Origin of the sequence: Tenacibaculum sp. ZH5_bin.1 (genome assembly GCF_042865525.1) — a bacterium.
In the GTDB taxonomy this organism is placed as follows: domain Bacteria; phylum Bacteroidota; class Bacteroidia; order Flavobacteriales; family Flavobacteriaceae; genus Polaribacter; species Polaribacter mesophilus.
Map to the genome: position 1 here is coordinate 906,662 of NZ_JBEGIO010000001.1, position 22,616 is coordinate 929,277.

At 32.4% G+C, this 22,616-nt stretch carries 22 protein-coding genes; 6 read left to right on the top strand and 16 right to left on the bottom strand.

The features are described 5' to 3' along the window. Nucleotides 1-94 precede the first annotated feature (94 nt). The 9 genes from ABHQ57_RS04175 to ABHQ57_RS04215 form a co-directional block, all read right to left on the bottom strand. On the bottom strand, nucleotides 95-2,458 hold the full coding sequence (locus ABHQ57_RS04175) for an RND family transporter (RefSeq protein ID WP_073182076.1): 2,364 nt from the start codon (nucleotides 2,456-2,458) through the stop codon (nucleotides 95-97). Between the two features lie 96 nt (nucleotides 2,459-2,554). Further along, the gene (frr, locus tag ABHQ57_RS04180; protein ID WP_047789996.1) at nucleotides 2,555-3,109 is read right to left on the bottom strand and encodes a ribosome recycling factor; all 555 of its coding nucleotides are present in this window, start codon (nucleotides 3,107-3,109) and stop codon (nucleotides 2,555-2,557) included. Nucleotides 3,110-3,156: 47 nt separating this feature from the next. Continuing rightward, nucleotides 3,157-3,867 carry a UMP kinase gene (gene pyrH / locus ABHQ57_RS04185; protein ID WP_047789997.1) on the bottom strand — a complete coding sequence of 237 codons (711 nt, stop codon included), beginning with the start codon at nucleotides 3,865-3,867 and terminating at the stop codon, nucleotides 3,157-3,159. A 110-nt stretch (nucleotides 3,868-3,977) separates the two neighbouring features. Then, nucleotides 3,978-4,946, bottom strand: coding sequence for a translation elongation factor Ts (gene tsf / locus ABHQ57_RS04190; RefSeq protein WP_167712988.1), 969 nt, complete (start codon nucleotides 4,944-4,946; stop codon nucleotides 3,978-3,980). Between the two features lie 92 nt (nucleotides 4,947-5,038). Further along, a complete protein-coding gene (rpsB, locus tag ABHQ57_RS04195) occupies nucleotides 5,039-5,785 on the bottom strand; it encodes a 30S ribosomal protein S2 (protein ID WP_125065928.1) in 747 nt (248 codons plus the stop codon). 142 nt (nucleotides 5,786-5,927) lie between these two features. Then, nucleotides 5,928-6,314 carry a 30S ribosomal protein S9 gene (rpsI, locus tag ABHQ57_RS04200; RefSeq protein ID WP_047790000.1) on the bottom strand — a complete coding sequence of 129 codons (387 nt, stop codon included), beginning with the start codon at nucleotides 6,312-6,314 and terminating at the stop codon, nucleotides 5,928-5,930. Nucleotides 6,315-6,316: 2 nt separating this feature from the next. Next, nucleotides 6,317-6,772, bottom strand: a complete 456-nt coding sequence (rplM, locus tag ABHQ57_RS04205; RefSeq protein WP_047790001.1) for a 50S ribosomal protein L13 — start codon at nucleotides 6,770-6,772, stop codon at nucleotides 6,317-6,319. Nucleotides 6,773-6,982: 210 nt separating this feature from the next. Further along, nucleotides 6,983-9,454, bottom strand: a complete 2,472-nt coding sequence (locus tag ABHQ57_RS04210; protein WP_053056729.1) for a TonB-dependent receptor domain-containing protein — start codon at nucleotides 9,452-9,454, stop codon at nucleotides 6,983-6,985. A 311-nt stretch (nucleotides 9,455-9,765) separates the two neighbouring features. After that, entirely contained in the window at nucleotides 9,766-10,614 is an 849-nt protein-coding gene (locus tag ABHQ57_RS04215; protein WP_047790002.1) for an OmpA family protein, read from the bottom strand. A 130-nt stretch (nucleotides 10,615-10,744) separates the two neighbouring features. Here ABHQ57_RS04215 and ABHQ57_RS04220 point away from each other — a divergent pair, with 130 nt between their 5' ends. Then, a complete protein-coding gene (locus tag ABHQ57_RS04220; RefSeq protein WP_159508969.1) occupies nucleotides 10,745-11,716 on the top strand; it encodes an FAD:protein FMN transferase in 972 nt (323 codons plus the stop codon). On the opposite strand, the gene ABHQ57_RS04225 is transcribed toward ABHQ57_RS04220, so the two are convergent. The 4 genes from ABHQ57_RS04225 to gpmI all read right to left on the bottom strand — a co-directional run bounded on the left by ABHQ57_RS04225 (nucleotide 11,713) and on the right by gpmI (nucleotide 15,485). Next, nucleotides 11,713-12,483 carry a class I SAM-dependent methyltransferase gene (locus tag ABHQ57_RS04225; RefSeq protein WP_389862440.1) on the bottom strand — a complete coding sequence of 257 codons (771 nt, stop codon included), beginning with the start codon at nucleotides 12,481-12,483 and terminating at the stop codon, nucleotides 11,713-11,715. The genes ABHQ57_RS04220 and ABHQ57_RS04225 overlap by 4 nt on opposite strands. A 3-nt stretch (nucleotides 12,484-12,486) precedes the next feature. Next, nucleotides 12,487-13,305: a type I methionyl aminopeptidase gene (gene map, locus ABHQ57_RS04230; protein ID WP_047790005.1), complete on the bottom strand. Its 819-nt coding sequence runs from the start codon at nucleotides 13,303-13,305 to the stop codon at nucleotides 12,487-12,489. Nucleotides 13,306-13,334: 29 nt separating this feature from the next. Continuing rightward, nucleotides 13,335-13,865, bottom strand: coding sequence for a thioredoxin family protein (locus ABHQ57_RS04235; protein ID WP_159614265.1), 531 nt, complete (start codon nucleotides 13,863-13,865; stop codon nucleotides 13,335-13,337). A 102-nt stretch (nucleotides 13,866-13,967) separates the two neighbouring features. Then, complete coding sequence (gpmI, locus tag ABHQ57_RS04240) at nucleotides 13,968-15,485, bottom strand: 2,3-bisphosphoglycerate-independent phosphoglycerate mutase (protein ID WP_167712992.1); 1,518 nt, start codon at nucleotides 15,483-15,485, stop codon at nucleotides 13,968-13,970. Between the two features lie 121 nt (nucleotides 15,486-15,606). On the opposite strand from gpmI, the gene ABHQ57_RS04245 reads away from it, so the two are divergent. Further along, entirely contained in the window at nucleotides 15,607-16,113 is a 507-nt protein-coding gene (locus ABHQ57_RS04245) for a hypothetical protein (protein ID WP_047790008.1), read from the top strand. A gap of 69 nt (nucleotides 16,114-16,182) precedes the next feature. Here ABHQ57_RS04245 and ABHQ57_RS04250 read toward each other — a convergent pair whose 3' ends face one another. Next, nucleotides 16,183-16,443, bottom strand: coding sequence for a hypothetical protein (locus ABHQ57_RS04250; RefSeq protein ID WP_167712994.1), 261 nt, complete (start codon nucleotides 16,441-16,443; stop codon nucleotides 16,183-16,185). 63 nt (nucleotides 16,444-16,506) lie between these two features. Continuing rightward, the gene (locus ABHQ57_RS04255; RefSeq protein WP_167712996.1) at nucleotides 16,507-17,274 is read right to left on the bottom strand and encodes a M48 family metalloprotease; all 768 of its coding nucleotides are present in this window, start codon (nucleotides 17,272-17,274) and stop codon (nucleotides 16,507-16,509) included. Nucleotides 17,275-17,389: 115 nt separating this feature from the next. Between ABHQ57_RS04255 and ABHQ57_RS04260 the strand changes: the two genes are divergently transcribed. Both ABHQ57_RS04260 and ABHQ57_RS04265 read left to right on the top strand, forming a co-directional pair. Then, nucleotides 17,390-19,147 (top strand): aromatic amino acid hydroxylase, encoded by a 1,758-nt coding sequence (locus ABHQ57_RS04260; RefSeq protein WP_073182060.1) that lies wholly within the window; start codon nucleotides 17,390-17,392, stop codon nucleotides 19,145-19,147. 34 nt (nucleotides 19,148-19,181) lie between these two features. After that, entirely contained in the window at nucleotides 19,182-19,463 is a 282-nt protein-coding gene (locus ABHQ57_RS04265) for a rhodanese-like domain-containing protein (RefSeq protein ID WP_073182694.1), read from the top strand. Between the two features lie 10 nt (nucleotides 19,464-19,473). Here ABHQ57_RS04265 and ABHQ57_RS04270 read toward each other — a convergent pair whose 3' ends face one another. After that, nucleotides 19,474-20,424, bottom strand: coding sequence for a GSCFA domain-containing protein (locus ABHQ57_RS04270; protein ID WP_167712998.1), 951 nt, complete (start codon nucleotides 20,422-20,424; stop codon nucleotides 19,474-19,476). Nucleotides 20,425-20,535: 111 nt separating this feature from the next. Between ABHQ57_RS04270 and ABHQ57_RS04275 the strand changes: the two genes are divergently transcribed. Next, entirely contained in the window at nucleotides 20,536-21,429 is an 894-nt protein-coding gene (locus ABHQ57_RS04275; protein WP_083574770.1) for a MerR family transcriptional regulator, read from the top strand. A gap of 198 nt (nucleotides 21,430-21,627) precedes the next feature. Next, nucleotides 21,628-22,584 carry a fasciclin domain-containing protein gene (locus ABHQ57_RS04280; protein WP_167713000.1) on the top strand — a complete coding sequence of 319 codons (957 nt, stop codon included), beginning with the start codon at nucleotides 21,628-21,630 and terminating at the stop codon, nucleotides 22,582-22,584. Nucleotides 22,585-22,616 lie beyond the last annotated feature (32 nt).

Consider the following 22,616-nt stretch of genomic DNA (forward strand, 5'->3'; position numbering starts at 1 on the left):
CAACAAAGAGACCCAAGAATAAAGAGTTAACTTTTATAAGTTAGCTTTAATAAAAAAACAACCATATTTATTTAAAATGGTTGTTTTTGAATATTTACTTGTCTTCTTTTGGAGGTAGTATTTTAAATTTAGTTTCTTTTAAAACTTTCTTATTAGCTATTCTTTTCTCAAAAGAAAGTAGAAGAGAAGGTAATAATAGTAAGTTTGAAACCATAGCTAATAATAATGTAATTGAAACTAGACCTCCTAATGCAATAGTACCTCCAAAACTTGAAACAGTAAATACTAAAAAACCGAAGAAAAGGACTATTGAAGTATAGAACATACTTACTCCAGTTTCTCTTAATGCTGAATAAACAGCAGGTTTTATTTTCCAGTTATTGGCCAGCAGCTCTTGTCTATATTTAGCTAAGAAGTGAATAGTATCATCTACTGAAATACCGAAAGCAATACTAAAAACTAAAATTGTTGAAGGTTTAATAGGTATATCAAAGAATCCCATCAATCCACCAGTAATTAATAAAGGAAGCATGTTAGGAATTAATGATATTAATATCATTTGAGGTGAACGGAACATCCACGCCATAAAAATAGATATTAATATAATAGCTAATGATAGTGAAATAACTAAGTTTTTAATTAAATAGTTGGTTCCTTTTAAAAATACTAATGCTTTCCCTGTTAATGAAACATCAAATTTTTCATCAGGAAATTGCTTATTGATTACAGCTTGTAGTCGTTCTTGGATAATATCCATTTTATCAGTACCAATATCTTTCATAAAAGTGGTAATACGTGCATAACGACCAGTACTATCCACAAAATTTTTTAGCATTCCAGAGTTACTATCTGAGTTTTTAGTGTACGAAAAAATGTAGCTTTTTTCTTGACTTGTTGGAAGTTGATAGTATTTAGGATTTCCGTTATAGTAGGCTTGCTTAGAGTATTTTACAAGATTGGTTATAGATATAGGCTTGGATAATTCAGGGAAAGTTTCAATAGTTTCATTGAGTTTTTCCATCTTTTTTAAAGTAGAAAGCTTCATAACACCTTTTTCTTTCTTGGTGTCAATTAAAATTTCAAGAGGCATAATTCCCCCAAACTCATATTCAAAAAACTTAATATCTTTATAAAACTGTTTTCCTTTAGGCATATCTTCAATCAAACTACCTGATACACGAATCATGTAAAGGCCAATCATACTTAAAATTATTATGGAAACAGTAGTGATATAAATGGCAATTCGTTGTTTTTTTACCATACGTTCCATCCAAGAAACAACATTTCCCATCCATTTTTTTTCTAAATGGTTCAAATGTTTCTGCTCTGGAAGAGGCATAAAACTATATATAATTGGAATGATTAATAATGCTAGAATAAAAATACTGATGATGTTTACAGAGGCTAAAACACCAAACTCTCGCATTAGTCTACTTTTAACAAATATAAAAGTGGCAAAACCAGAAGCGGTAGTAATATTGGTCATTAATGTAGCATTTCCAACTTTTGAAATTACACGTTGTAAAGATTTAGCCTGATTTCCGTGTTTTTTTACTTCTTGTTGATATTTATTAATTAGAAAAACTGCATTGGGTACACCAATTACAATAATTAATGGTGGAATTAGAGCAGATAATACTGTAATCTCATAGCGGAATAATCCCATAAACCCAAAAGCCCATGTTACTCCAATGCTAACTACAAGTAATGTAATAAAAGTGGCTCTAAATGAACGAAAAAAGAAGAAAAAGATAATGGCTGTTATTAATAATGCACCAATTACAAAAATTCCCATTTCGTCAGTTATATTCTGAGAGTTTAAGGTTCTAATGTAGGGCATACCAGAAACACGAACATCAATATTATGATCTTTTTCAAAAGAGTTTATAGTTGGAATTAGAATGTCGAACACAAAATCTCTACGAATAGGGGTATTTACAATATCTTTGTTTAAATAAATTGCTGTTTGTAAAGTGCCTTTATCGTTGTATAATAGGTTGTTATAAAAAGGTAGCTTCTCAAAAAGTTGTTTTTTTATATTTTTTATTTCTTCATCAGTCGAAGGAGCTTGTTCAAAAAGTGGTTCAACAACAAATTTTCTTTGTTTTCTATCTGCTTTTAACTGCTGAACATCAGCAATAGAAACAGTAAAATCCACTTGTGTTAAACTATCTAAATCTTTAACAAGTTTATTCCAAGCATTGAATTTTTGAGGAGTAAATATTGTAGAATCTTTTACTCCTAATATAATGAGGTTGCCTTCTTCTCCAAAAATTTCTAAAAACTTATTGTATTCTATATTAACCTCATGGTCTGTAGGAAGTAAATTGGCTTCTGTATAGGAGAAGCGCATATGTTTCATTTGAGTGACTAAAAGCCCTGTAATTATAGCAATAGTAATTAAAACTAAGTAACGATTTCGCAATAAGAAGCCTGCGATTTTAGTCCAAAAAGTCATCCAAAAAAAATTTCAGCAAAGTTATGCTAAATGAATTAATTAAACGAAAAAAAGAGCATCATATGATGCTCTTTTTTAACTATTTCTTAAAAGAAATTATACAGTCATAATTTCTTTTTCTTTAACAGTATACTTTTCGTCGATTATTTTTACGTAATCGTCAGTTAATTTCTGAACATCAGCTTCAGCATTTTTCTTCATATCGTCAGAAATATCAACTTTTTTAATTTCATTGTTTGCGTCTTTACGAGCATTACGAACACCTACTTTAGCGTGTTCAGCCTCTGCTTTTGCTTGTTTAGCTAATCCTTTACGACGCTCTTCTGTTAATGGTGGAACATTAATTATAATATTTTCTCCATTATTCATTGGGTTAAAACCGATGTTAGCAAGCATTATTGCTTTTTCGATTTCTTGTAACATGTTTTTTTCCCATGGTTGAACTGATATGGTTCTAGCATCAGGAGTGTTTACGTTTGCCACTTGTGATAATGGTGTTTGAGAACCGTAGTAATCTACCATAATCGTACTTAACATAGCAGGAGTAGCTCTACCTGCTCTAATACCTGCTAATTCTTTTTCTAAGTGGCTAATAGCTTTATCCATTGCCTCTTTAGTCGAATCTAAAATAAAATCAATCTCTTCGTTCATTTTGTTCGTATTTAAAACCTCAAATAGGTTGAGGATAATTTTTCGGTTTATTCGTTGTCAACTATTGTTCCAATATTTTCTCCAGAAACAAGTTTTAGAAGGTTTCCTTGTGTGTTCATGTCAAAAACAATAATTGGTAATTTGTTTTCTTCGCTCAAGGTAAAGGCTGTCATATCCATTACTTTTAAGCCTTTTTCAATAACATCTTTAAATGTAATGTTTTCATACTTAACAGCATCTTTATCTTTTTCTGGATCTGCTGTATAAATACCATCAACACGTGTACCTTTTAAAATGGCGTCTGCATTTATTTCAATAGCCCTTAAAACAGCTGCAGTGTCGGTTGTAAAATACGGATTTCCTGTTCCTCCACCAAAAATTACTACGCGTCCTTTCTCTAAGTGACGATTAGCTCGACGCTTAATATATGGTTCTGCAATTTCTTTAATTTCAATAGCAGTTTGTAAACGAGTGTGAATTCCTTGGTCTTCTAAGGCACTTTGTAAAGCTAAGCCATTAATACAAGTAGCTAACATTCCCATATGGTCACCTTGTACACGATCCATACCTTGGCTAGCACCAGCAACTCCTCTAAAAATATTTCCACCACCAATTACAATGGCTACTTCTACACCCTTATCTATAACTTGTTTTATCTCTTGGGCATACTCTTTAAGTCTGTTTGGGTCAATTCCATATTGACGCTCACCCATTAGTGCCTCACCACTTAATTTTAAAAGAATTCTTTTGTATTGCATTTGTTTTGTTGAAAGTTGTGCAAAGCTACATATTTTTTTTATTCTAATTTTAACACATAAAAAAAAACCATCCAAAAATGGATGGTTTCATATAAAATTGTCGTTGAGAATTATCCTAAAGTAACCCTTACGAAGTTTTTAACTTCAACATCACCGTAAGAAGAAACGTATTCTGCAACAGTTTTCTTTTCGTCTTTAATAAACTTTTGATCTAATAAACATTGTTCTTGATCTAAAGTAGTATTGTCAGAGATAAATCTTTCCATTTTACCTGGTAAGATTTTGTCCCAGATTTGTTCTGGTTTACCTTCAGCTTTTAATTGCTCTTTAGCTTCTTCTTCAGCTTTCGCTAAAGCTTCATCAGTTAATTGTAAACGAGAAACAAATTGAGGAACGTTCTTTAAAGTTTTACCTAAACGTACTAATTCTTCGTTGTCTTTTTTAATCGCAGCAATTCTAGCTTCAGTTTCAGAAGCTACATAAGCAGGATCAAAATCTTTGTAAGATAAAGAAGTTGCTCCCATTGAAGCAGCTTGCATAGCTAAGTCTTTAGTTAACTCAGCAGCATTATCTACAGCAACAGTTAAACCTACCATTGCAGCAATTTTACCAACGTGAGTATAAGCTCCTACGTATGGTGCTTCAATTCTTTCGAAAGCAGTGATATCGATTTTTTCACCGATAACTCCTGTTTGCTCGATTAATTTTTCAGCAACAGTTACACCACCAAAATCAGCAGCTAAGAACTCTTCTTTTGTTTTGTGGTTAAAAGCGATGTCAACAAATTCTTGCGCTAATGCTTTGAATGAATCGTTTTTAGCTACGAAATCTGTTTCACATGCTAATACGATAGCAACACCGTATGTGTTGTCATCGCTAATTTTAGTGATTGCCACACCTTCAGTAGACTCACGATCTGCTCTTTTAGCAGCAATCTTTTGTCCTTTTTTACGTAAAATTTCAATAGCTTTATCAAAATCACCTTCAGCTTCTACTAATGCTTTTTTACAATCCATCATACCAGCTCCGGTAGTTTCTCTTAATTTCTTTACGTCTGCAGCGCTAATTTTTACTGACATTTCTATCGTTATTTTTTAGTTGTAAATATATTGTTGTACAAAGTTGTAAAAATTTAAAGGTTCCAATGTAATGAAACCTTTAAATTAAAAAATTATTTTGCTTCTTCTTTTGCTGGAGCGTCAGCTGTTTTTTCAGCTTTAGCTTTTTCCTTATCAGCTTTTCTTTCTGTTAAGCCTTCAGCAATTGCATCAGTTACATACGATAATACTTTATCGATAGATTTAGAAGCATCATCATTTGCAGGAATTACAAAGTCGATTGGTCTTGGATCCGAGTTTGTATCAACCATTGCAAAGATTGGAATGTTTAATTTTTGAGCTTCAGCAACAGCAATGTGTTCTTTCTTTACATCAATTACAAATAAAGCTCCCGGTAAACGAGTCATATCAGAAATTGAACCTAAGTTCTTTTCTAATTTTTCACGTTGACGAGTAATTTGTAATTTTTCTCTTTTAGATAATGCATCAAAAGAACCATCAGTCTTCATTCTATCAATAGAAGTCATTTTCTTAACGGCTTTACGGATAGTAACGAAGTTTGTTAACATACCACCTGGCCAACGCTCAGTAATGTAAGGCATGTTTACAGCTTTAGCTTTTTCAGCAACGATATCTTTAGCTTGCTTTTTAGTAGCAACGAATAAGATTTTACGTCCTGAGTTAGCTATTTTTTGTAACGCAGCAGAAGCCTCGTCAATTTTAGCTGAAGTTTTGTACAAATCGATGATGTGAACACCATTACGCTCTGTATAAATGTATGGAGCCATGTTAGGGTTCCACTTTCTAGTTAAGTGTCCAAAGTGAACACCACTTTCTAATAATTCTTGAATGTTTGCCATTTTAATAAATGTGTTTACGTTCTGTTTTCGCAATATTTCAGTAGTTATTAAGTCTGAAATATTTAGATACTAAACTGTTAAAAATTGATTTATAAATAACAGTCTCGAAACATTTAAATACTGAAACAAGTTCAGTAAAATATTAACGTTTAGAGAACTGGAATTTCTTACGTGCTTTCTTCTGACCGAATTTTTTACGTTCAACCATTCTTGGATCACGAGTTAATAATCCTTCTGGCTTTAATACAGCTTTGTTTTCTTCGTTAATAGCTACTAATGCTCTAGTAATTGCTAAACGAATAGCTTCAGCTTGACCAGTAACACCACCACCGTATACGTTTACTTTTACATCGTAAGCCTCTAAGTTTTCAGTTAACATTAAAGGTTGTTGAACTTTGTATTGTAAAGTTGGTGTAGTGAAATAGTTTTTAAACTCTCTTTTGTTGATAGTGATGTTTCCACTTCCTTGAGAAACATAAACACGAGCAACAGCTGTTTTTCTTCTACCTATTTTGTGTACAGTTTCCATAATTATTTAAGATCGTTAAGGTTAATAGTTTTAGGTTTTTGAGCTTCTTGACCATGCTCTGTACCTGCGTAAACATATAAGTTTTTGTATAACGCGCTACCTAAACGGTTTTTAGGTAACATACCTTTAACTGCTTTTTCGATTAATCTTGTAGGATCTTTTTCGAACATTTCTGAAGCAGTTAATGATCTTTGGCCTCCTGGATAACCTGTGTGACGAATGTAAGACTTGTCTGTCCACTTTTTACCAGTTAGGTTAATTTTTTCAGCGTTGATAATAACAACGTTGTCTCCACAATCTACGTGAGGAGTATAATTTGGCTTGTACTTACCTCTAATAAGTTTTGCAACTTTAGAAGCTAGACGACCCAATGTTTGCCCGTCCGCATCAACTAAAACCCACTCTTTGTTTACGGTAGCCTTATTAGCTGATACTGTTTTGTAACTTAATGTGTTCATAATTACACGATTAGTTTTTGTTTATTAATAATTAAATTTTATCCTTTAAAAAGGTCTGCAAATGTACGATTAATTATTTGATTGACAAATAGCGTGTTAGTTTAATTTACAACTAGCTTGTTTTACCAAGAAAAATACCCTTAAACTGTGTTTAACAGTTTAAGGGTATTTTTATAATGAGGTTGTTTTTTATCGGTTAAATTAATAGAGTTAAAAACCTTCACTACCTCCATCAAAGTCACCATTTTGTTCTGGACGATCTCTTTTTTTCTTTTGGTTAAAACGATAGGTAAAGCTTAATGTTATTTGACGCTCACGCCATTGGAAAGAACCGTCGTTAATAGTGTTAAGTAATCCCTCATCATCATATAGAAAAGTAGTGCTTTCTCGCTTACGAGTGTTAAATAAATCGCTCACATTTAATACCAATGAAGCTTTTTCTTTAAACAAGTCTTTACTCAGGGCAAGGTTAGCAGAAAACATTCCTTTTCTATTATCTTGAGCTGTTGCTTGTGCTCCACGATACATTAAGCGTGTTTGCCATTGTAGTTTCCAAGGTAAGGTAATCCTTGAGTTAAAACGTGCAAACCAGCTACTTTCATTTACCTCGTCTAAAGGGGTTGTTACTTGGTCTCCATTAGCAGCGGTATATACGTATGTAAAAGCATCTGTATTAAATTTAAAGTAATTAAATGAAGCTGATAATCGTACCTTTTTAGTAGGATTATAGTTAGTTGTAAATTCAAATCCATAACGACTTTCATTGTTAAGGTTCACTGGTTGTCTAACTGTTACGTTAGTTGTTTCTCCTTCTATAACTCTTTGTTCTAAAATAGATACACCTTGCATAATATCGGTAGAGTATTGATAATATAAAGAAGCTCCTAAGTTTAGCTTACTTATACGTGTGTTATAGCCAAAGTCTACAGAGTTAGTAAAGGTAGGATCTAAGTCAGGGTTTCCTCTAAATACATTGGTTGCAGAACTTCTGGTTTCAAATGGGTTTAGAAACCAATGACGTGGTCTACGTAACCTTCTACTATACCCTAATGAAATGTTATCACTATCATTGATTTCATACCCTAGGTTTACTGTTGGAAACCACTCTGTATAATTCTTTTCTTTAAACTGGTCGGTTGTAAACACTGTTAAATCAATATCAGTAACTTCTGCTCTTAAACCTAACAGGTATGAAAACTTATCAACTTTACTTCCAAACTGAGTATAGAATGCATAAATATTTTGTTTGAATTCAATTGCATTTGAAGGATCGTTAGGCAATGGGTTTCCGAGGGCATCACGTACTCTAAAGTCTGAATTTAAATCTTGTAAGGTGACTTTGTGTCCAGCTTCAAACTGACTTTTTTCTCCAATAGGCAATACATAATCTATTTGAAAAAGGCGATCTTTAGAGGTTGTTGTTTGTCTATTTCGCTCAGAAAGGTTTCTGTCAACAAAAATATCGGCAGGCTCAAATTCATCACTTTCTCCGTATTGTAAATCTATAATTAGTTTTTGTCCTTTATCATCAATATTATTTGTATAGTTTAAAGAGTATTGTATATCTGTATTTTCTTCTTTCTCGTTTTCTATTCTTACCTGTTCTTTCGTTATAACTCTATTATTATCAAAAAAAGTAGTATTGTTGGTAGCTACATCATCATCTTTAGAATCTCTATAAAAGAAAGTTCCGGTAATAGAACTTTTATCATTAATGTAGTATTCTAGCCCTAAGGATCCGTTATAGTTATTACTCTTTCTATCAAAAACTCTGTCTTCATCTCTATAACTAGTAATATCACCATCTTTGTTGAAGTTTGTGAAAAAACTATTAGAGTTACCAGGTCCGTTTCTGTAGGAATAAGCTAGGTTTGAAAAGAGATTAAACTTTTTTGTTCTATAATTGAGATTTGGAGAAATACTTACCATATCAGGATTTCCTAAAGTTAGGTTTACAGAGCCATTAAAACCTGTGATTTTTCCTTTCCTAAGAATAATATTTAAAATACCAGCTGTACCTTCAGCGTCGTAACGAGCAGAAGGAGAAGTGATAACTTCTACTTTTTCAATAGCGTCTGCGGGTAAATTTCTAAGAGCGTCTGTTCCTGTTAAGCCTACTAAAGCAGAAGGTTTACCGTCTATTAAAATACGAACATTTTCGTTACCGCGTAGACTAATAGCTCCTTCTGCGTCTACATTAACAGAAGGGACGTTATCTAAAACATCAGATGCATTTCCTCCTTTTACAGTCATATCTTTACCAACGTTGTATATTTTTTTATCTAAACGTATTTCTACTGTCGATTTTTCTGCTATTATTTCAATTTCATCTAATGTCTCTGCGTCTTCGGATAGTAATATATTTCCTAAGTTTTTATTTTGACTTAAATCATGATTTCCTAAACTTTTAGTTTTGAACCCTATAAATTCAACTTTTATATTGTACGTGCCAGATGAAGCATCGATAGAGAAGTTTCCGTTAACGTCTGTAACACCTCCAATAACTTGGTTTGTGTTGGTGTTTGTTAGTACTAAAGTTGCATATTCCAAAGGTTGCTTAGAGTTTGTTTCTAAGACCTTACCCGTTAAAGTAATTTTAGAAGCGATACCTTTTGTAGTACGTTGAGCAACAGCTGTAAAACTAATAAGTAAAATAAAAAGTAGTGTAAGTTTTTTCATCATGTTAATTTATAAAGCTTGTTTGACAACAAATCTGCCTAAAAGTTTAATGGAGGTTAGTTAAAAGAATGTTAAACAAGAAAAGTGCTTATATTTAGATTATCCAACAAAAGTTGTTTTTATAGTATGAGTTTAGGTTTTTATTAGCTTATTTTTCTTGATGCTGAAGAAATTTAATAGAAGAACATTCTTCTATGTGTTTTTGAATACACTTATATCTAAATTCAAATGTGTGTTGTTTTTTAGGTATAAAAATACCCTCAAAATTGTGTTTAACTTTTGAGGGTATTTAATAAAAGTATCTATATAGAATACTATTCTACTTTTTGATCTAATAAATCAAAGAACTGATTTAATCTTGGTAAAATGATGATTTTTGTACGTCTATTTTTGGCTTTGTTAGCAGGACTGTTGTTTTCTACTAAAGGAACATAACTACTTCTACCAGCTGCGATTAATCTTTCAGGAGCAACATTATACTTTCCCTGTAACTCACGAACGATAGCAGTAGAACGTAAAACACTTAATCCCCAGTTATCCTTTAAGGCTGATCCAGCTGAAACAGGAGTGTTGTCTGTATGTCCTTCAACCATTACATCCATTTGAGGCTGTCCGTTAACTACAGTAGCAACTTTTTCTAACACTTTAGAAGCTTTGTCGTTAATAGTGTAACTTCCACTTTTAAATAATAACTTGTCGGAAATTGAAATGAATACAACTGTTTTTTCAACATTTACTTCAATATCTTCGTCATCAATACCGTCTTGTAATTCTCTTTTTAAGTGAAAAGCAACTACTAAGTTTAAAGAATCTTTTTTAGAAGCAGCTTCTCTAATTTTGTTGATGTACTTATCTTTCTTGCTTAATTGAGATAATGTCTCTTTAATGTTATCATTAGCGCCTTTAGTTAAAACTGTTAAGTTTTCAACTTGTTGTAAAGTATTTTCTTTATCTCTCTTTAGTTCTGTTACTCTTGACTCTAAAGAAAATGCTTTGTCTTCACAGTTTTCTTTTTCAACTAAACATTTTGTTAAGTTAGCTTTTACGGCTAGTAACTCTTCTTTTGTTTGTTCGTGTTTAGCTTTTATTGCTTCTAATTCTTTTGTTGAAGCACAAGATGCTAGTAAAATTGAAGCAGTAAGGAATAAAAATATTTTTCTCATTTTATTCTGATTTTTTTAGATGTATTTATTAAAAGTTAAGCAAATTTATAAAAATGAAGACACAAAAAAGAGAATTAACAATCTTTTATGAAGTGTGAATACATTATTTTTGTGACTAATTTTTTTAAAGATGATTAAAAGGATAACGCTTTTAGTAGTTTCATTATTGTTAGTAATAGCTTGTAAGGAAGAAAAAAAAGAAAAGATAACTAAATTACAAGGAGCTGTTTTTGGGACTACATATCATATAACCTATTTGAATAAGGTTGATTATCAAAAACCTATTGATAGTTTGTTTAATTTGGTAAACAAATCATTGTCTACATACATGCCTACTTCTGATATTTCAAAAATTAACCAAGGAGACACCACTGTAATAGTTGATGATATGTTTGTAGAAGTTTTTGAAAAGGCTAAAAGAATTTACAAGGAAACTGATGGTTATTTTGATCCGACGATTGGTAGATTGATAGATGCTTACGGCTTTGGCTCAGGAAAAGAAAAGAAAGATTTGACCTCTGAAGAAATAGCGGCTTTGATGGAGAATGTAGGATTTGATAAAGTTGTGTTAAAAAACAGAAAAGTTCATAGAGATAGTGAAAATATAGAGTTTAATGTTAATGCTTTTGCTAAAGGTTATGGAGTAGATGTTGTTGGGAGGTTTTTAGAGTCGAAAAACATTGATGATTATATAGTAGAAATAGGAGGAGAGATTAGAGCTAGAGGAACGAAAGACGGAAAGCTTTGGAAAGTAGCGATTGAAAAGCCAAATGCTGATGGAACACGTTCTGTTCAAAAAATAATTGAGCTGGATAATGAATCTATGGCAACTTCAGGGAATTATAGAAAGTACAAGTTAAATACTGAAGGAAAAAAGATAGTACACACGGTAAATGCCAAAACAGGACTAGCAGAAGAGAGTAATTTGTTAAGTGTGTCAGTTCGATTAAAAGGTGACTGCGCCGATGTAGATGCCTATGCAACGGCTTTTTTAGCAATGGGTTTAGAAAAAACAAAAGAGTTTCTAAAAGAACATCCAGAGCTTAAAGTGGTGTTGTTATATCATAATGAAGTAGGAGAACTAGCAGAATTCGTAAACTAGTTTTTGTAACATACAGGCAAAATTTCGCCTTTCATTAAAGCAAATCGTTCTAGTTTTTCTGGAGCGATTTTTTTTGTGTAGTCTATTTCATCAACTTTAAATCCTATAGAACGTAGTTTATTAAAATAATCACGACCGTACACACGTACATGGTCGTACTGACCAAATATTTTTGCGCGTTCTTTAGGGTCGGTAATAGAATTATCTTCAAAAGTAACTTCTCTTGATAAATCCTGCGGAATTTGAAAAATACCAAATCCACCAACTTTCATTACTCGATACAATTCTTGCATCGCCTTTGTGTCGTCAGGGATATGTTCCAGCACATGATTACAAAACACTACATCAAAAGAGTTGTCTTCAAAAGGAAGGTCGCAAATATCTGCTTTTACATCTGCTATAGGTGATTCTAAATCAGAAGTAGTGTACTCTAGGTTCGCTTGTTTTCTAAAAAGATCTAAAAAACATTGCTCAGGAGCGATATGTAATACTTTTAACTTTTTATCCGAAGAAAAGAAGTTGCTTTCCTGTTGTAAAAAAAGCCACATTAAACGATGTCTTTCTAGTGACAGTGTAGAAGGAGAAAGTGCATTTTTACGTTGAACTCCATATCCGTAAGGTAAAAACTTTTTGAATGATTTTCCGTCAATCGGATCTGTAAAGTTATCTCCTTTTAACCACCAAGTAATAATGGGACGAGCCCAATAACTGGCTTTGATTAATATAGGTCTAGGAATAGTATTAAGTATCGTTTTAAATAAAGACACAAATTATATAACTAATGGTTGTTGTCTAAATTCGTCTTCTTCATTACTTTCGATACCTAAAGCATCGTAAATATACTTAAAGGTAGATAGTAACTCTGGTTTACCATCAACTATGGCTACATCATGTTCAAAGTGTGCTGATGGTTTACCATCTAAAGTGGTAATTGTCCATCCATCACTATGTTGACGGATTTTATGAGTTCCCATATTGGTCATAGGCTCAATAGCAACTACCATACCTTCAATAAATTTTTTACCACGACCTCTACGTCCATAGTTAGGCATTTCTGGATCTTCGTGCATCTTACGACCTAAACCGTGCCCTACCAGTTCACGAACAACACCGTAGCCATGTTTTTCAGTAAAGTTTTGAATAGCAAAACCTACATCACCAACACGATTCCCTACTTTAAGTTCACGAATGCCTACATATAAACTTTCTTTAGTGATATCAAGTAGTTTTTGAGTTTCAGGGGCAATTTCACCTACAGCAAACGTGTAAGCGTGATCTCCGTAAAAATCATTTTTTATAGCACCACAATCAATAGAGATGATGTCACCTTCTTGTAAAGGTGTGTTATTTGGAATTCCATGAACCACTTGTGAGTTTGGGCTCATACAAAGTGTATTAGGGAAATCATATAGACCTAAAAAACCAGGAATAGCTCCTTGCTCACGAATAAAATCTTCAGCAAGTTTATCAAGTTGTAATGTAGTAACACCAGGTTTTACTTCTTTGGCAAGCATACCTAAGGTTTTTGATACTACTAAAGCACTTTCGCGCATTAATTCAATTTCTTCTCTAGTTTTTGGTTTAATCATGGTAAAAATATTGAGGCGCAAATTTACAGTTATTTTTGATATGGATGTTTGTATTCTTGACCAGATAGTATTTTTAAGAAATCTTCTTCAACTGAGCTACCTTCAATAGCGTGTTCTACAAAACGACCAACTTCTTTTCCGCCTTTATAAAAAATGAAGGTTGGAACTCGAATTACATTGAAACCTTCTTCTAAACCATTAGCTTTTTTCTGACGGTTCACTGTAACTAATTCAAGGTTTTTATAATCGAATTCGGCTTCGTCTAAGATTTTATAAAAATTAGGAATCTCTCTTTTACTATCTCCACACCAAGTTCCCATAAAGCTTTTTATTTTTATGTCTTTTAAATATGGTTTTAGTTTTTCTACGGTAGCTTTATCTGTTTCGTAATATGAATAAAAATCGTTGAACCACTCACTTCCGTATGGTTCTTGTTGAAAGTCTTTTTTAGTAGCAATACCAACTAAATTTCCATTTTCATTTTTTGTTGCTAGGTTCTTTGGTGTCGATGCACAAGAAATAATAAGTAAGGCTATAAAAAGGTATACGATTTTTTTCATCTGTTTAATTTTTATTGTTTTTAATACATCAGATGTAATTTGCCAATAATCTTTTCGGTTGGTGTCAACTTCTTGTTATGGCTCATTTCATAAGATATATTTTTAAATAAGCGAATGTTGTGTCATTTCTTTAGGTTGCTCAATACCCATTAATTTTAAAATGGTTGGAGCAACGTCGCCTAAAATACCACTTTTTATTGATTTTAACTCCTTGTCAATTAAAATCATAGGAACAGGATTTGTGGTGTGTGCTGTATGTGGTGTTCCATCTGGGTTAATCATTGTTTCACAGTTTCCATGATCAGCAATTAAAATAGTGGTATAGTCATTATTTAACGCAGTTGTTACTACGTCTTCAACACAATTGTCAACTGCTTCACAAGCTTTAACAGCAGCTTCAAAAACACCTGTGTGTCCTACCATATCACCATTAGCAAAGTTTAAACATACAAAATCAACATTGCCGCTTTGTAGTTCAGGAACAATAGCGTCGCGAATTTCATAAGCACTCATTTCAGGTTTTAAATCATAGGTAGCTACTTTAGGAGATGGACAAAGCAAACGTTTTTCTCCTGTAAATTCATCTTCTCTTCCACCAGAGAAAAAGAAAGTAACGTGTGGATATTTTTCTGTCTCAGCAATCCTAATTTGACTTTTTCCAGCTGACTCTAATACTTCACCCAAAGTGTTTTCAATGTTCTTTCCATCGTAAATAACATGGATGTTTTTAAAAGTATCGTCATAGCTTGTCATGGTAACAAAATATAACGGTAGTTTTTTTATGTTGAATTCAGGAAAATCTTTTTGGCTCAAAGCTTCTGTTAATTGACGACCCCTATCTGTTCTAAAATTGAAGAAAATAACAACGTCATCTTCCTTAATTACAGTTTTTGGTTGTTGACTTTCATCAACCATTACTATTGGTTTGATAAACTCATCAGTAACATCTGCATCATAACTTTGTTGAATACTAGCTGGAGCATCCGAAGAAAAAGTTCCTTTTCCGTTTACTAAAGCTTCGTAAGCAAGTTGCACACGTTCCCAACGATTATCACGATCCATTGCATAGTAACGACCAGTAATTGTTGCCAATTCACCCGTAGTTTCTTGCATGTGTTCTTGAATATCGTTGATGAAATACTTTCCTGATTTAGGATCACAATCACGACCGTCAGTAAAAGCGTGTAGGTATACATTATCTAAACCAAAATTGTTAGCTGCAGATAGCAAACCTTTTAGGTGATCAATATGAGAATGAATTCCTCCATTAGAAACCAATCCTAAAAAATGGATATTTTTATTGTTTGTTTTAGCGTATTCAAAAGCGTTTAGAAGTTCCTTTTCTTGTGCTAAAGTTCCTTCTTTTACAGCTTTGTTAATTTTGGCTAAATTCTGATATACAATTCTACCAGCACCTAAATTCATATGTCCAACTTCAGAATTTCCCATTTGTCCTACTGGTAAACCAACATGTTCTCCATCGGTTCTTAATTGTGCATGTGGAAATTTATTGTATAACGAATTTATAAATGGAGTTTTTGCGTTGTATATAGCCGATACTTTTGGGTCTTGGGTAATCCCCCATCCATCCAAAATCATTAAAATTACTTTCTTGTTCATGTTACAAATTTACTTCTTTGTATTAAAAGTAAAATCTTTTGGGTTAATAATTATGTCAAAAGAGGTAAAATTGAAAAAGTTATTGAGGTAGTTTTGCTGCGTAACTAAAAAAAACAATAATATGAATAAAATAATTTTATTAGTAATAGCGATAACGAGTTTTTCAGTTGCGAATGCTCAAGTGGGAGAAGGTACAAATTGGTTGAAATTAGGAATCCATGGAGGTGCTCCTGTTGGTGATGCTTCTGATGTTTCTTCTTTTGTTTTGGGGGTTGATTTGAAATATCAGTTTTTAAATGCAGAAAGTTTTGCTATAGGAGCTTCGACAGGGTATACTCATTATTTTGGGAAAGAAGAAGGTATTATTGAATTCTCTGATTCAGGACTAATCCCTGTAGCAGGATTGTTTAGGTTTTACCCAACAAAAAACTTCTTTTTAGGAACGGATTTAGGGTATGCTTTTTTTACTGAAGGAAGTGAAACTGGTGGATTTTATTACAGACCAGAAATAGGGTATCACAACGACGAGTGGAATATTTTCGGGTATTACCAAGGGGTTTCGTCTGATGGTATTTCTCCTTCTTCTGTAGGTGTTGGAATAAATTACAATATTATTCAAGGTAAGTAACAAGAAGATAGGGGATCTGTTATTAACACAAGGTTGGATTTTTTATAAAATTCAACCTTTTTATATTGATTAAACTAATGAGATAATATAAAGTAATGTTAAAAAGGTGGCTATCAAAGCCAGAATGTTTTTTATAAAATTAACTTGTTGTTGTCTTTTTATCTTTAAACGAATGTTTTTAAGTTGCTTTTCATTAGCAGTTTTTTTAAAAAATAATTTGTTGTTTTTTTCTTTTTGAAAACGTTCTAACTTTTCAAAAGCGCTAGTTCTTTTTCTTTTATTGTTTTTTAAACTCGTAATCATTGATGATACTGACCCACTGAAACTCATAGCAACTAATTTAAATATATAATTATTAGTGTACTCGATTAATTAAATGTTACAGTAACAACATTACTTTTTATATTTACGTATAGCTTCTTTAATTTTTTCAATTCTATTTTCAGGGTCAGGGTGGGTGCTTTGAAATTCAGGAACTCTATTTGGGCCAGCTGCAGCTTTTAAAATTTCCATTACGCCAATCAAGTTTTCAGGGTTATAACCTGCATCAATCATTAATTTAACACCTAACTCATCACTTTCTAATTCATCACCACGACCGTTTTTTAATAAAGTTTGTTGTCCAATACTATTCGCCAGTTCTCCTAAATCAGCGCCGACAGAAGCTCCCATGGTTAAAAGTTTCCAAAAATTAGCATCGGTAATTCGTTCGTTAGAATGTTTTCCTAAGACATGTCCTATTTCATGACCTAGTACACCTGCTAGTTGATCTTCGTTTTTTAATTGAGTGAATAAAGCATGAGTTATAAAAATTTGCCCTCCAGGTAAGGCAAAAGCATTGATTGTTTTTTCATCTCTTAATAAATGAAAATCGAATTGGTAACCTGATTTTTTAGCTACCGTGTTGTTTATGAGCTTTCCACCTACTTTATCTACAAGTACTTGAGCATTTTCATTAGGATACAAGCCTCCGTGTTGCTGAGTCATCATAGGAGCTTGTTGTAGTCCGATAGCAATTTCTTGTTCTGGAGATAAACTAACTGCTTGTGTTTTCCCTGTATAAGGGTTTATCTCTTGTTGACTGCATTTACGTAGATAAGCAAAAGCAACAATGGCTATACCTACAAGCAAACGAGTTTTTAAACCTCCTTTAATTTTCATCAATAAGTTATTTTATTAGTCCCGAAAGTAAAAGTACAAAATATATAATTTAACGGATATCAATTTTTTGTGAACTATAAAAAACTTAAATTTACACAGCAAAACAAACAACATTATGGAGCCTCACTTTGAGTTAAACGAAGTTACTAAGAAGTTACCCAAGCATTTACATAAGTTCGTGGTAAAACAACCGTATGATGAATATACGGCTCAAAACCAAGCTGTATGGCGTTATGTAATGCGTATGAATGTAGATTATTTAGGGAAAGTAGCGCATGCTTCGTACTTAGATGGATTGAAAAAGACAGGCATTTCCGTTGAGAAAATTCCTCACATGCAAGGAATGAATCGTATTTTAAAAGAAATAGGTTGGGCGGCAGTATCTGTTGATGGATTTATACCACCGAATGCTTTTATGGAATTTCAAGCGTACAATGTGTTAGTGATTGCGTCTGACATGCGTACGATAGATCATATTGAATACACGCCAGCTCCTGATATTATTCATGAAGCTGCAGGACATGCACCAATTATAGCAAATCCAGAGTATGCTGAATATTTACGCCGTTTTGGTGAAATTGGCGCAAAAGCGATTTCTTCAGCAAAAGATTACGAAATGTATGAAGCTATTCGTTTGTTGTCTATTTTAAAAGAAGATCCTAATTCTACTCAAAAAGATATTGATGAAGCACAAGAACAAGTTGAGTGGTTGCAAAATAACATGGGAGAGCTTTCAGAAATGGCTCAAATTAGAAATTTACACTGGTGGACAGTGGAGTATGGATTGATAGGGACCCTAGAAAATCCAAAAATTTATGGAGCAGGGTTATTGTCTTCTATTGGAGAGAGTAAATGGTGTATGAAAGATGAGGTCGAAAAAGTTTCATATACATTAGATGCTGCGAATGTAAGTTTTGATATTACAAAACCTCAACCTCAGTTGTTTGTTACTCCAGATTTTGCTCATTTAAGTTTAGTGTTGGAGCAGTTTGCTAATAAAATGGCAATACGAACTGGTGGGTTAAAAGGAATAGAAAAATTGATAGATTCTAAAAATTTAGGAACTATCGAGTTGAGTACAGGTATTCAAGTGTCAGGGATTTTTACCAATGTAATAACTGATGAGAATAATAAAGCCATTTATGTACAAACAACTGGTCCTACTGCGTTAGCAAATAGAGATAAAGAATTAATAGGTCACGGAACAAATTATCATGCAGAAGGTTTTGGAAGTCCAATAGGAAAGTTAAAAGGGATTAATATTCCAATAGAGAATATGAGTCCGCGAGATTTGAAAGCTTATGGTATTTATGAAGGAGAGCAGGTTACCTTAGAGTTTGAAGGTGGAGTAAAAGTAGTAGGAGAAGTAATTACAGGAACAAGGGATTTAAGAGGTAGGATTTTACTAATTTCTTTTAAAAACTGTACAGTAACTCATGGAGACACGTTGTTATTTCACCCAGATTGGGGAGTATACGATATGGCTGTGGGTGTAGAGGTGGTATCTGCTTTTGCAGGTCCTGCAGATGTGGCTTCATTTGGGGATGTAGGAAAAGTATCGGAAACCAAAACGCACAAAATTCAATATTCTGATTCAGATAGAAAGTTATATAGTTTATATGACAGAGTAAGAGAACTAAGGGAAGGTGGCACGGTTTCTGAGGAAGACATTGAGGAAATTTTTACAGAAGTAAAATCAAATTATAAAAATGATTGGTTGTTGTCGTTAGAGCTGTTAGAATTGGCAACACTAAACAATTTTTCAATAAAAGGAGCGTTACGTGAATATCTTGAAGAAATGAAAAGTAACAAGAGTTACACTACGTTAATAGAAAACGGTTTACTTTTGTTGGAAAATTACCAAGAAGTATAAAATGGGATTATTTAATTTATTTAGAAAGAAGAATATGAGTAACGAAATACAGGAATATTTAGCTAAAGGAGCAGTTGTTTTAGATGTAAGGACTTTAGCGGAATGGAATGAAGGGCATAGTGAAGGAGCTAAGCATATTGTTTTAGCTACGATTCCTACAAATGTAGAGGAAATTAAATCGTGGGATAAGCCAGTAATTGCAGTATGTAGAAGTGGTGGTAGAAGCGGGCAAGCAGCAGAGTTTTTACAAAACCATGGGATTGATGTAATTAACGGAGGGCCTTGGCAAAATGTTGATCAATATTTAGTGAAATAAAATAAGAAGATTAAAAATTCATAAAAGGAAATGCTTGTAAAAGTGTTTCCTTTTTTTGTTGTAGTTTTTTCAAAAATAACTGATGAGCTTCAGATTCTGAGTTAAAAGGTTTGTGGTTTATTCCTCTTTGAATGGTTTCGACTTGCTGCATCGTTTTGCATGAATCTTCTGTAATCCAAACCTGTTTAAATTTTTCCCATATGTAATTCACAGCAGTTTTATTTGGGTGAATCATATCCTCATTATAAAAACGATAATCACGTAATTCATCCATCATAATTTCATATGAAGGAAAGTAGTAAATAGCATTTCTCGGTTCCGCTACTTCATGAATAGCTGAAAGTAAGTGTGCTTTACTACGTTGGTTTTCTTTAAAACCATCTTTTAAATGTCGTACAGGAGATAACGTATAAATAACTGAAATGTTTTTATTTACTGACTTAACAAGAGAGTTAATAGCTTCTAAGCTTTCAGAAATTTCATGAACGCTTAATAATTCCTTTAAAAATTTTTTCTGAGGAACTTTGTGGCAATTGGCTACAAAATTATCCGAGGCAATTTCTCTATATACCCATGCTGTACCTAGTGTAATGATAAGATGTGTGGTGTTTTGTAGTTGCTCAAAAGTTTGTTGTATGGATAAATTTAAGCTGTTTAATAATCCATTTTTATTTATAGCGCTTAAACTTGAATGTGCTTCAAAAGAGTGCCATCGTTCATTGTGAAAAAAAACATCTTTGTCGGTATATTCTTCTTTGTTTAATGCTTTTGTAATTAAGTTTTCAATAGCCTTAGGGTGGAATAAAATACCAAAAGGGTTTTGTTTTGATTGAAACTTGTAGTAGTTAAGTTTGTCGCCAATATTTTCAGAAAAACAAGAACCAAGTAAAAGTAGTTTTGACTGATAATTAATTTGATTATGTTTTTGCTTCGTAAGTCGTATTCGCGTTTGAAGATTCATAAATTTAAAGAAAAATAACAATCAAAAATAAGTATAAAATCTTCATAAGAAGTGGTGTAGGTATGTAATTCGTTAAAATTCGTATCTTTGTTCAAAAGAATTAAGAATACATTGAACAATATAAAATCAGTTTTTACAATTAAAGATCTTGAAAATATTTCAGGAATAAAAGCTCATACAATTAGAATTTGGGAAAAACGCTACAATCTGTTATCGCCAGAGAGAACCGATACCAATATTCGTTATTACTCTTCAGAAAATTTACAGAAACTACTAAATGTTGTCTTGTTGAATAAAAATAGTATAAAGATTTCCAAAATAGCAGAAATGTCTGATGATACTATTGTTTTAAAAGCAAGAGAGTTAGCTTTTAAAATGGCAGTAAACGATGAAGCTGTTAATTCTTTTAAGTTAGCAATGTTTCAATTCGATAAAATATTATTTAACAATGCTTACAATAGATTGTTGAAAACAAAGACTTTTAGAGAGGTTTTTAAAGATGTTTTTATTCCTTTTTTAAATCATGTAGGGTTATTATGGCAAACAGATACCTTATTGCCAGCACATGAACACTTCATATCTAATTTAATCATACAAAAAATTCAGATTAACATAGAGAAGTTAGAGTACGTTAGTAATAACTCAGATACAAGTTATGTGTTGTTTCTTCCAGAAAATGAAATTCATGAATTAGGGCTTATGTATTTAAATTATGAGCTCATATTAAGGGGGTATAATACTATTTATCTAGGGCAAAGTTTACCCTTGGATAACTTAAATTACTTTTTTAAAAATGAAACAAAAATTTGTTTTATTACTTCCATGACTGTTCAGCCATATGAAGATAAAGTAGAAGAATATTTTTTTGAAATAGACAAAATGTTAGAAAATACTAATCATGAGCTAATAGCAATAGGAAATAAAGCGATGACGGTTAGTCATATTGATTTTAAAGCGAAAATAACTATGTATCCTTCTTTGGTGGCGTTATTAGAGCGGTTTTAATATTGTGTTTAACTTTTTTTTGTTTTTGTTAAACAAAATAAGTAACTTTGAAGTGTGTTTTAAAATTAAAGCACATTTTTTTGGCAAAAACTATTTTTTGTTTAATGTTTTTTGTTTTAAGATAAACAAAGTCTGCGGTAGCTGAAAAACAGACTTAAAAAAATAAAAGAGTATGCAATTAATCTAAAGAGTGTAATTATGAAATCAAAAAAATTAACATTGGTATTTTTTTTAGGACTTTTTTTAAGTTTTAATCTTTTGACGTCATGTAGTGATGATGATCCTGTGGTAGAAAAGCAGAAAAATATAGTTGATACAGCAGTTGCAGATGCAAATTTAAGTATTCTTGTGTCTGCTTTACAAAAAGCAGATTTAGTATCGGCTTTGGAAGTTGATGGAGCTTTTACGGTTCTAGCACCTACAAATACAGCATTTCAAAACTTATTGGATAGCAATGATTCGTGGAGTACTTTAGATGATATTCCGGTAGAAACACTAAAGTCAGTATTGTTGTTTCATGTAATAAGTGGAGAGGTAAAGGCAGCTGATTTATCCAATACCTACGTAAATACATTGTCAACAGGTCCAAACGATGAAATGTTGTCATTGCAAGTGGAAGTTGATGGAGCAGTAGAGTTTAATGGAGATTCAAAGCCAATTGCTACAGATATTATGGCTTCAAATGGAGTTATACACACAATTGATAAGGTAATGTTGCCAGCTAATGTAGTAACCTTAGCGTTGAATAATAGTAGTTTTACCTCTTTGGTTGCAGCTTTAACAGATGGCCGTCATACTACTGATTTTGTTTCTTTGTTAAGTCAAGAAGGACCTTATACAATATTCGCTCCAACAAATGATGCATTTCAAGCGTTATTAGATAGTAACGATTCTTGGAACTCGTTAGCAGATATTCCAATCGCAACATTAGAGGCAGTGTTAAAATATCATGTATTTGCTGGAGGAAATGTGCAATCAGGTGAATTAAGTGATAATCAAGAAATCACAATGTTTGATGGAAGTATAGTGACTGTTGATTTATCAAATGGAGCAAAATTAGAAACAAGTTCAGGACAATCTGTTGTAATCTCATTGACAGATGTACAAGGAACAAATGGTGTAGTTCATGTAGTAGATAGTGTTCTTTTACCATAAACTTAATTTAATGTATTGATTGCGAGCGATTT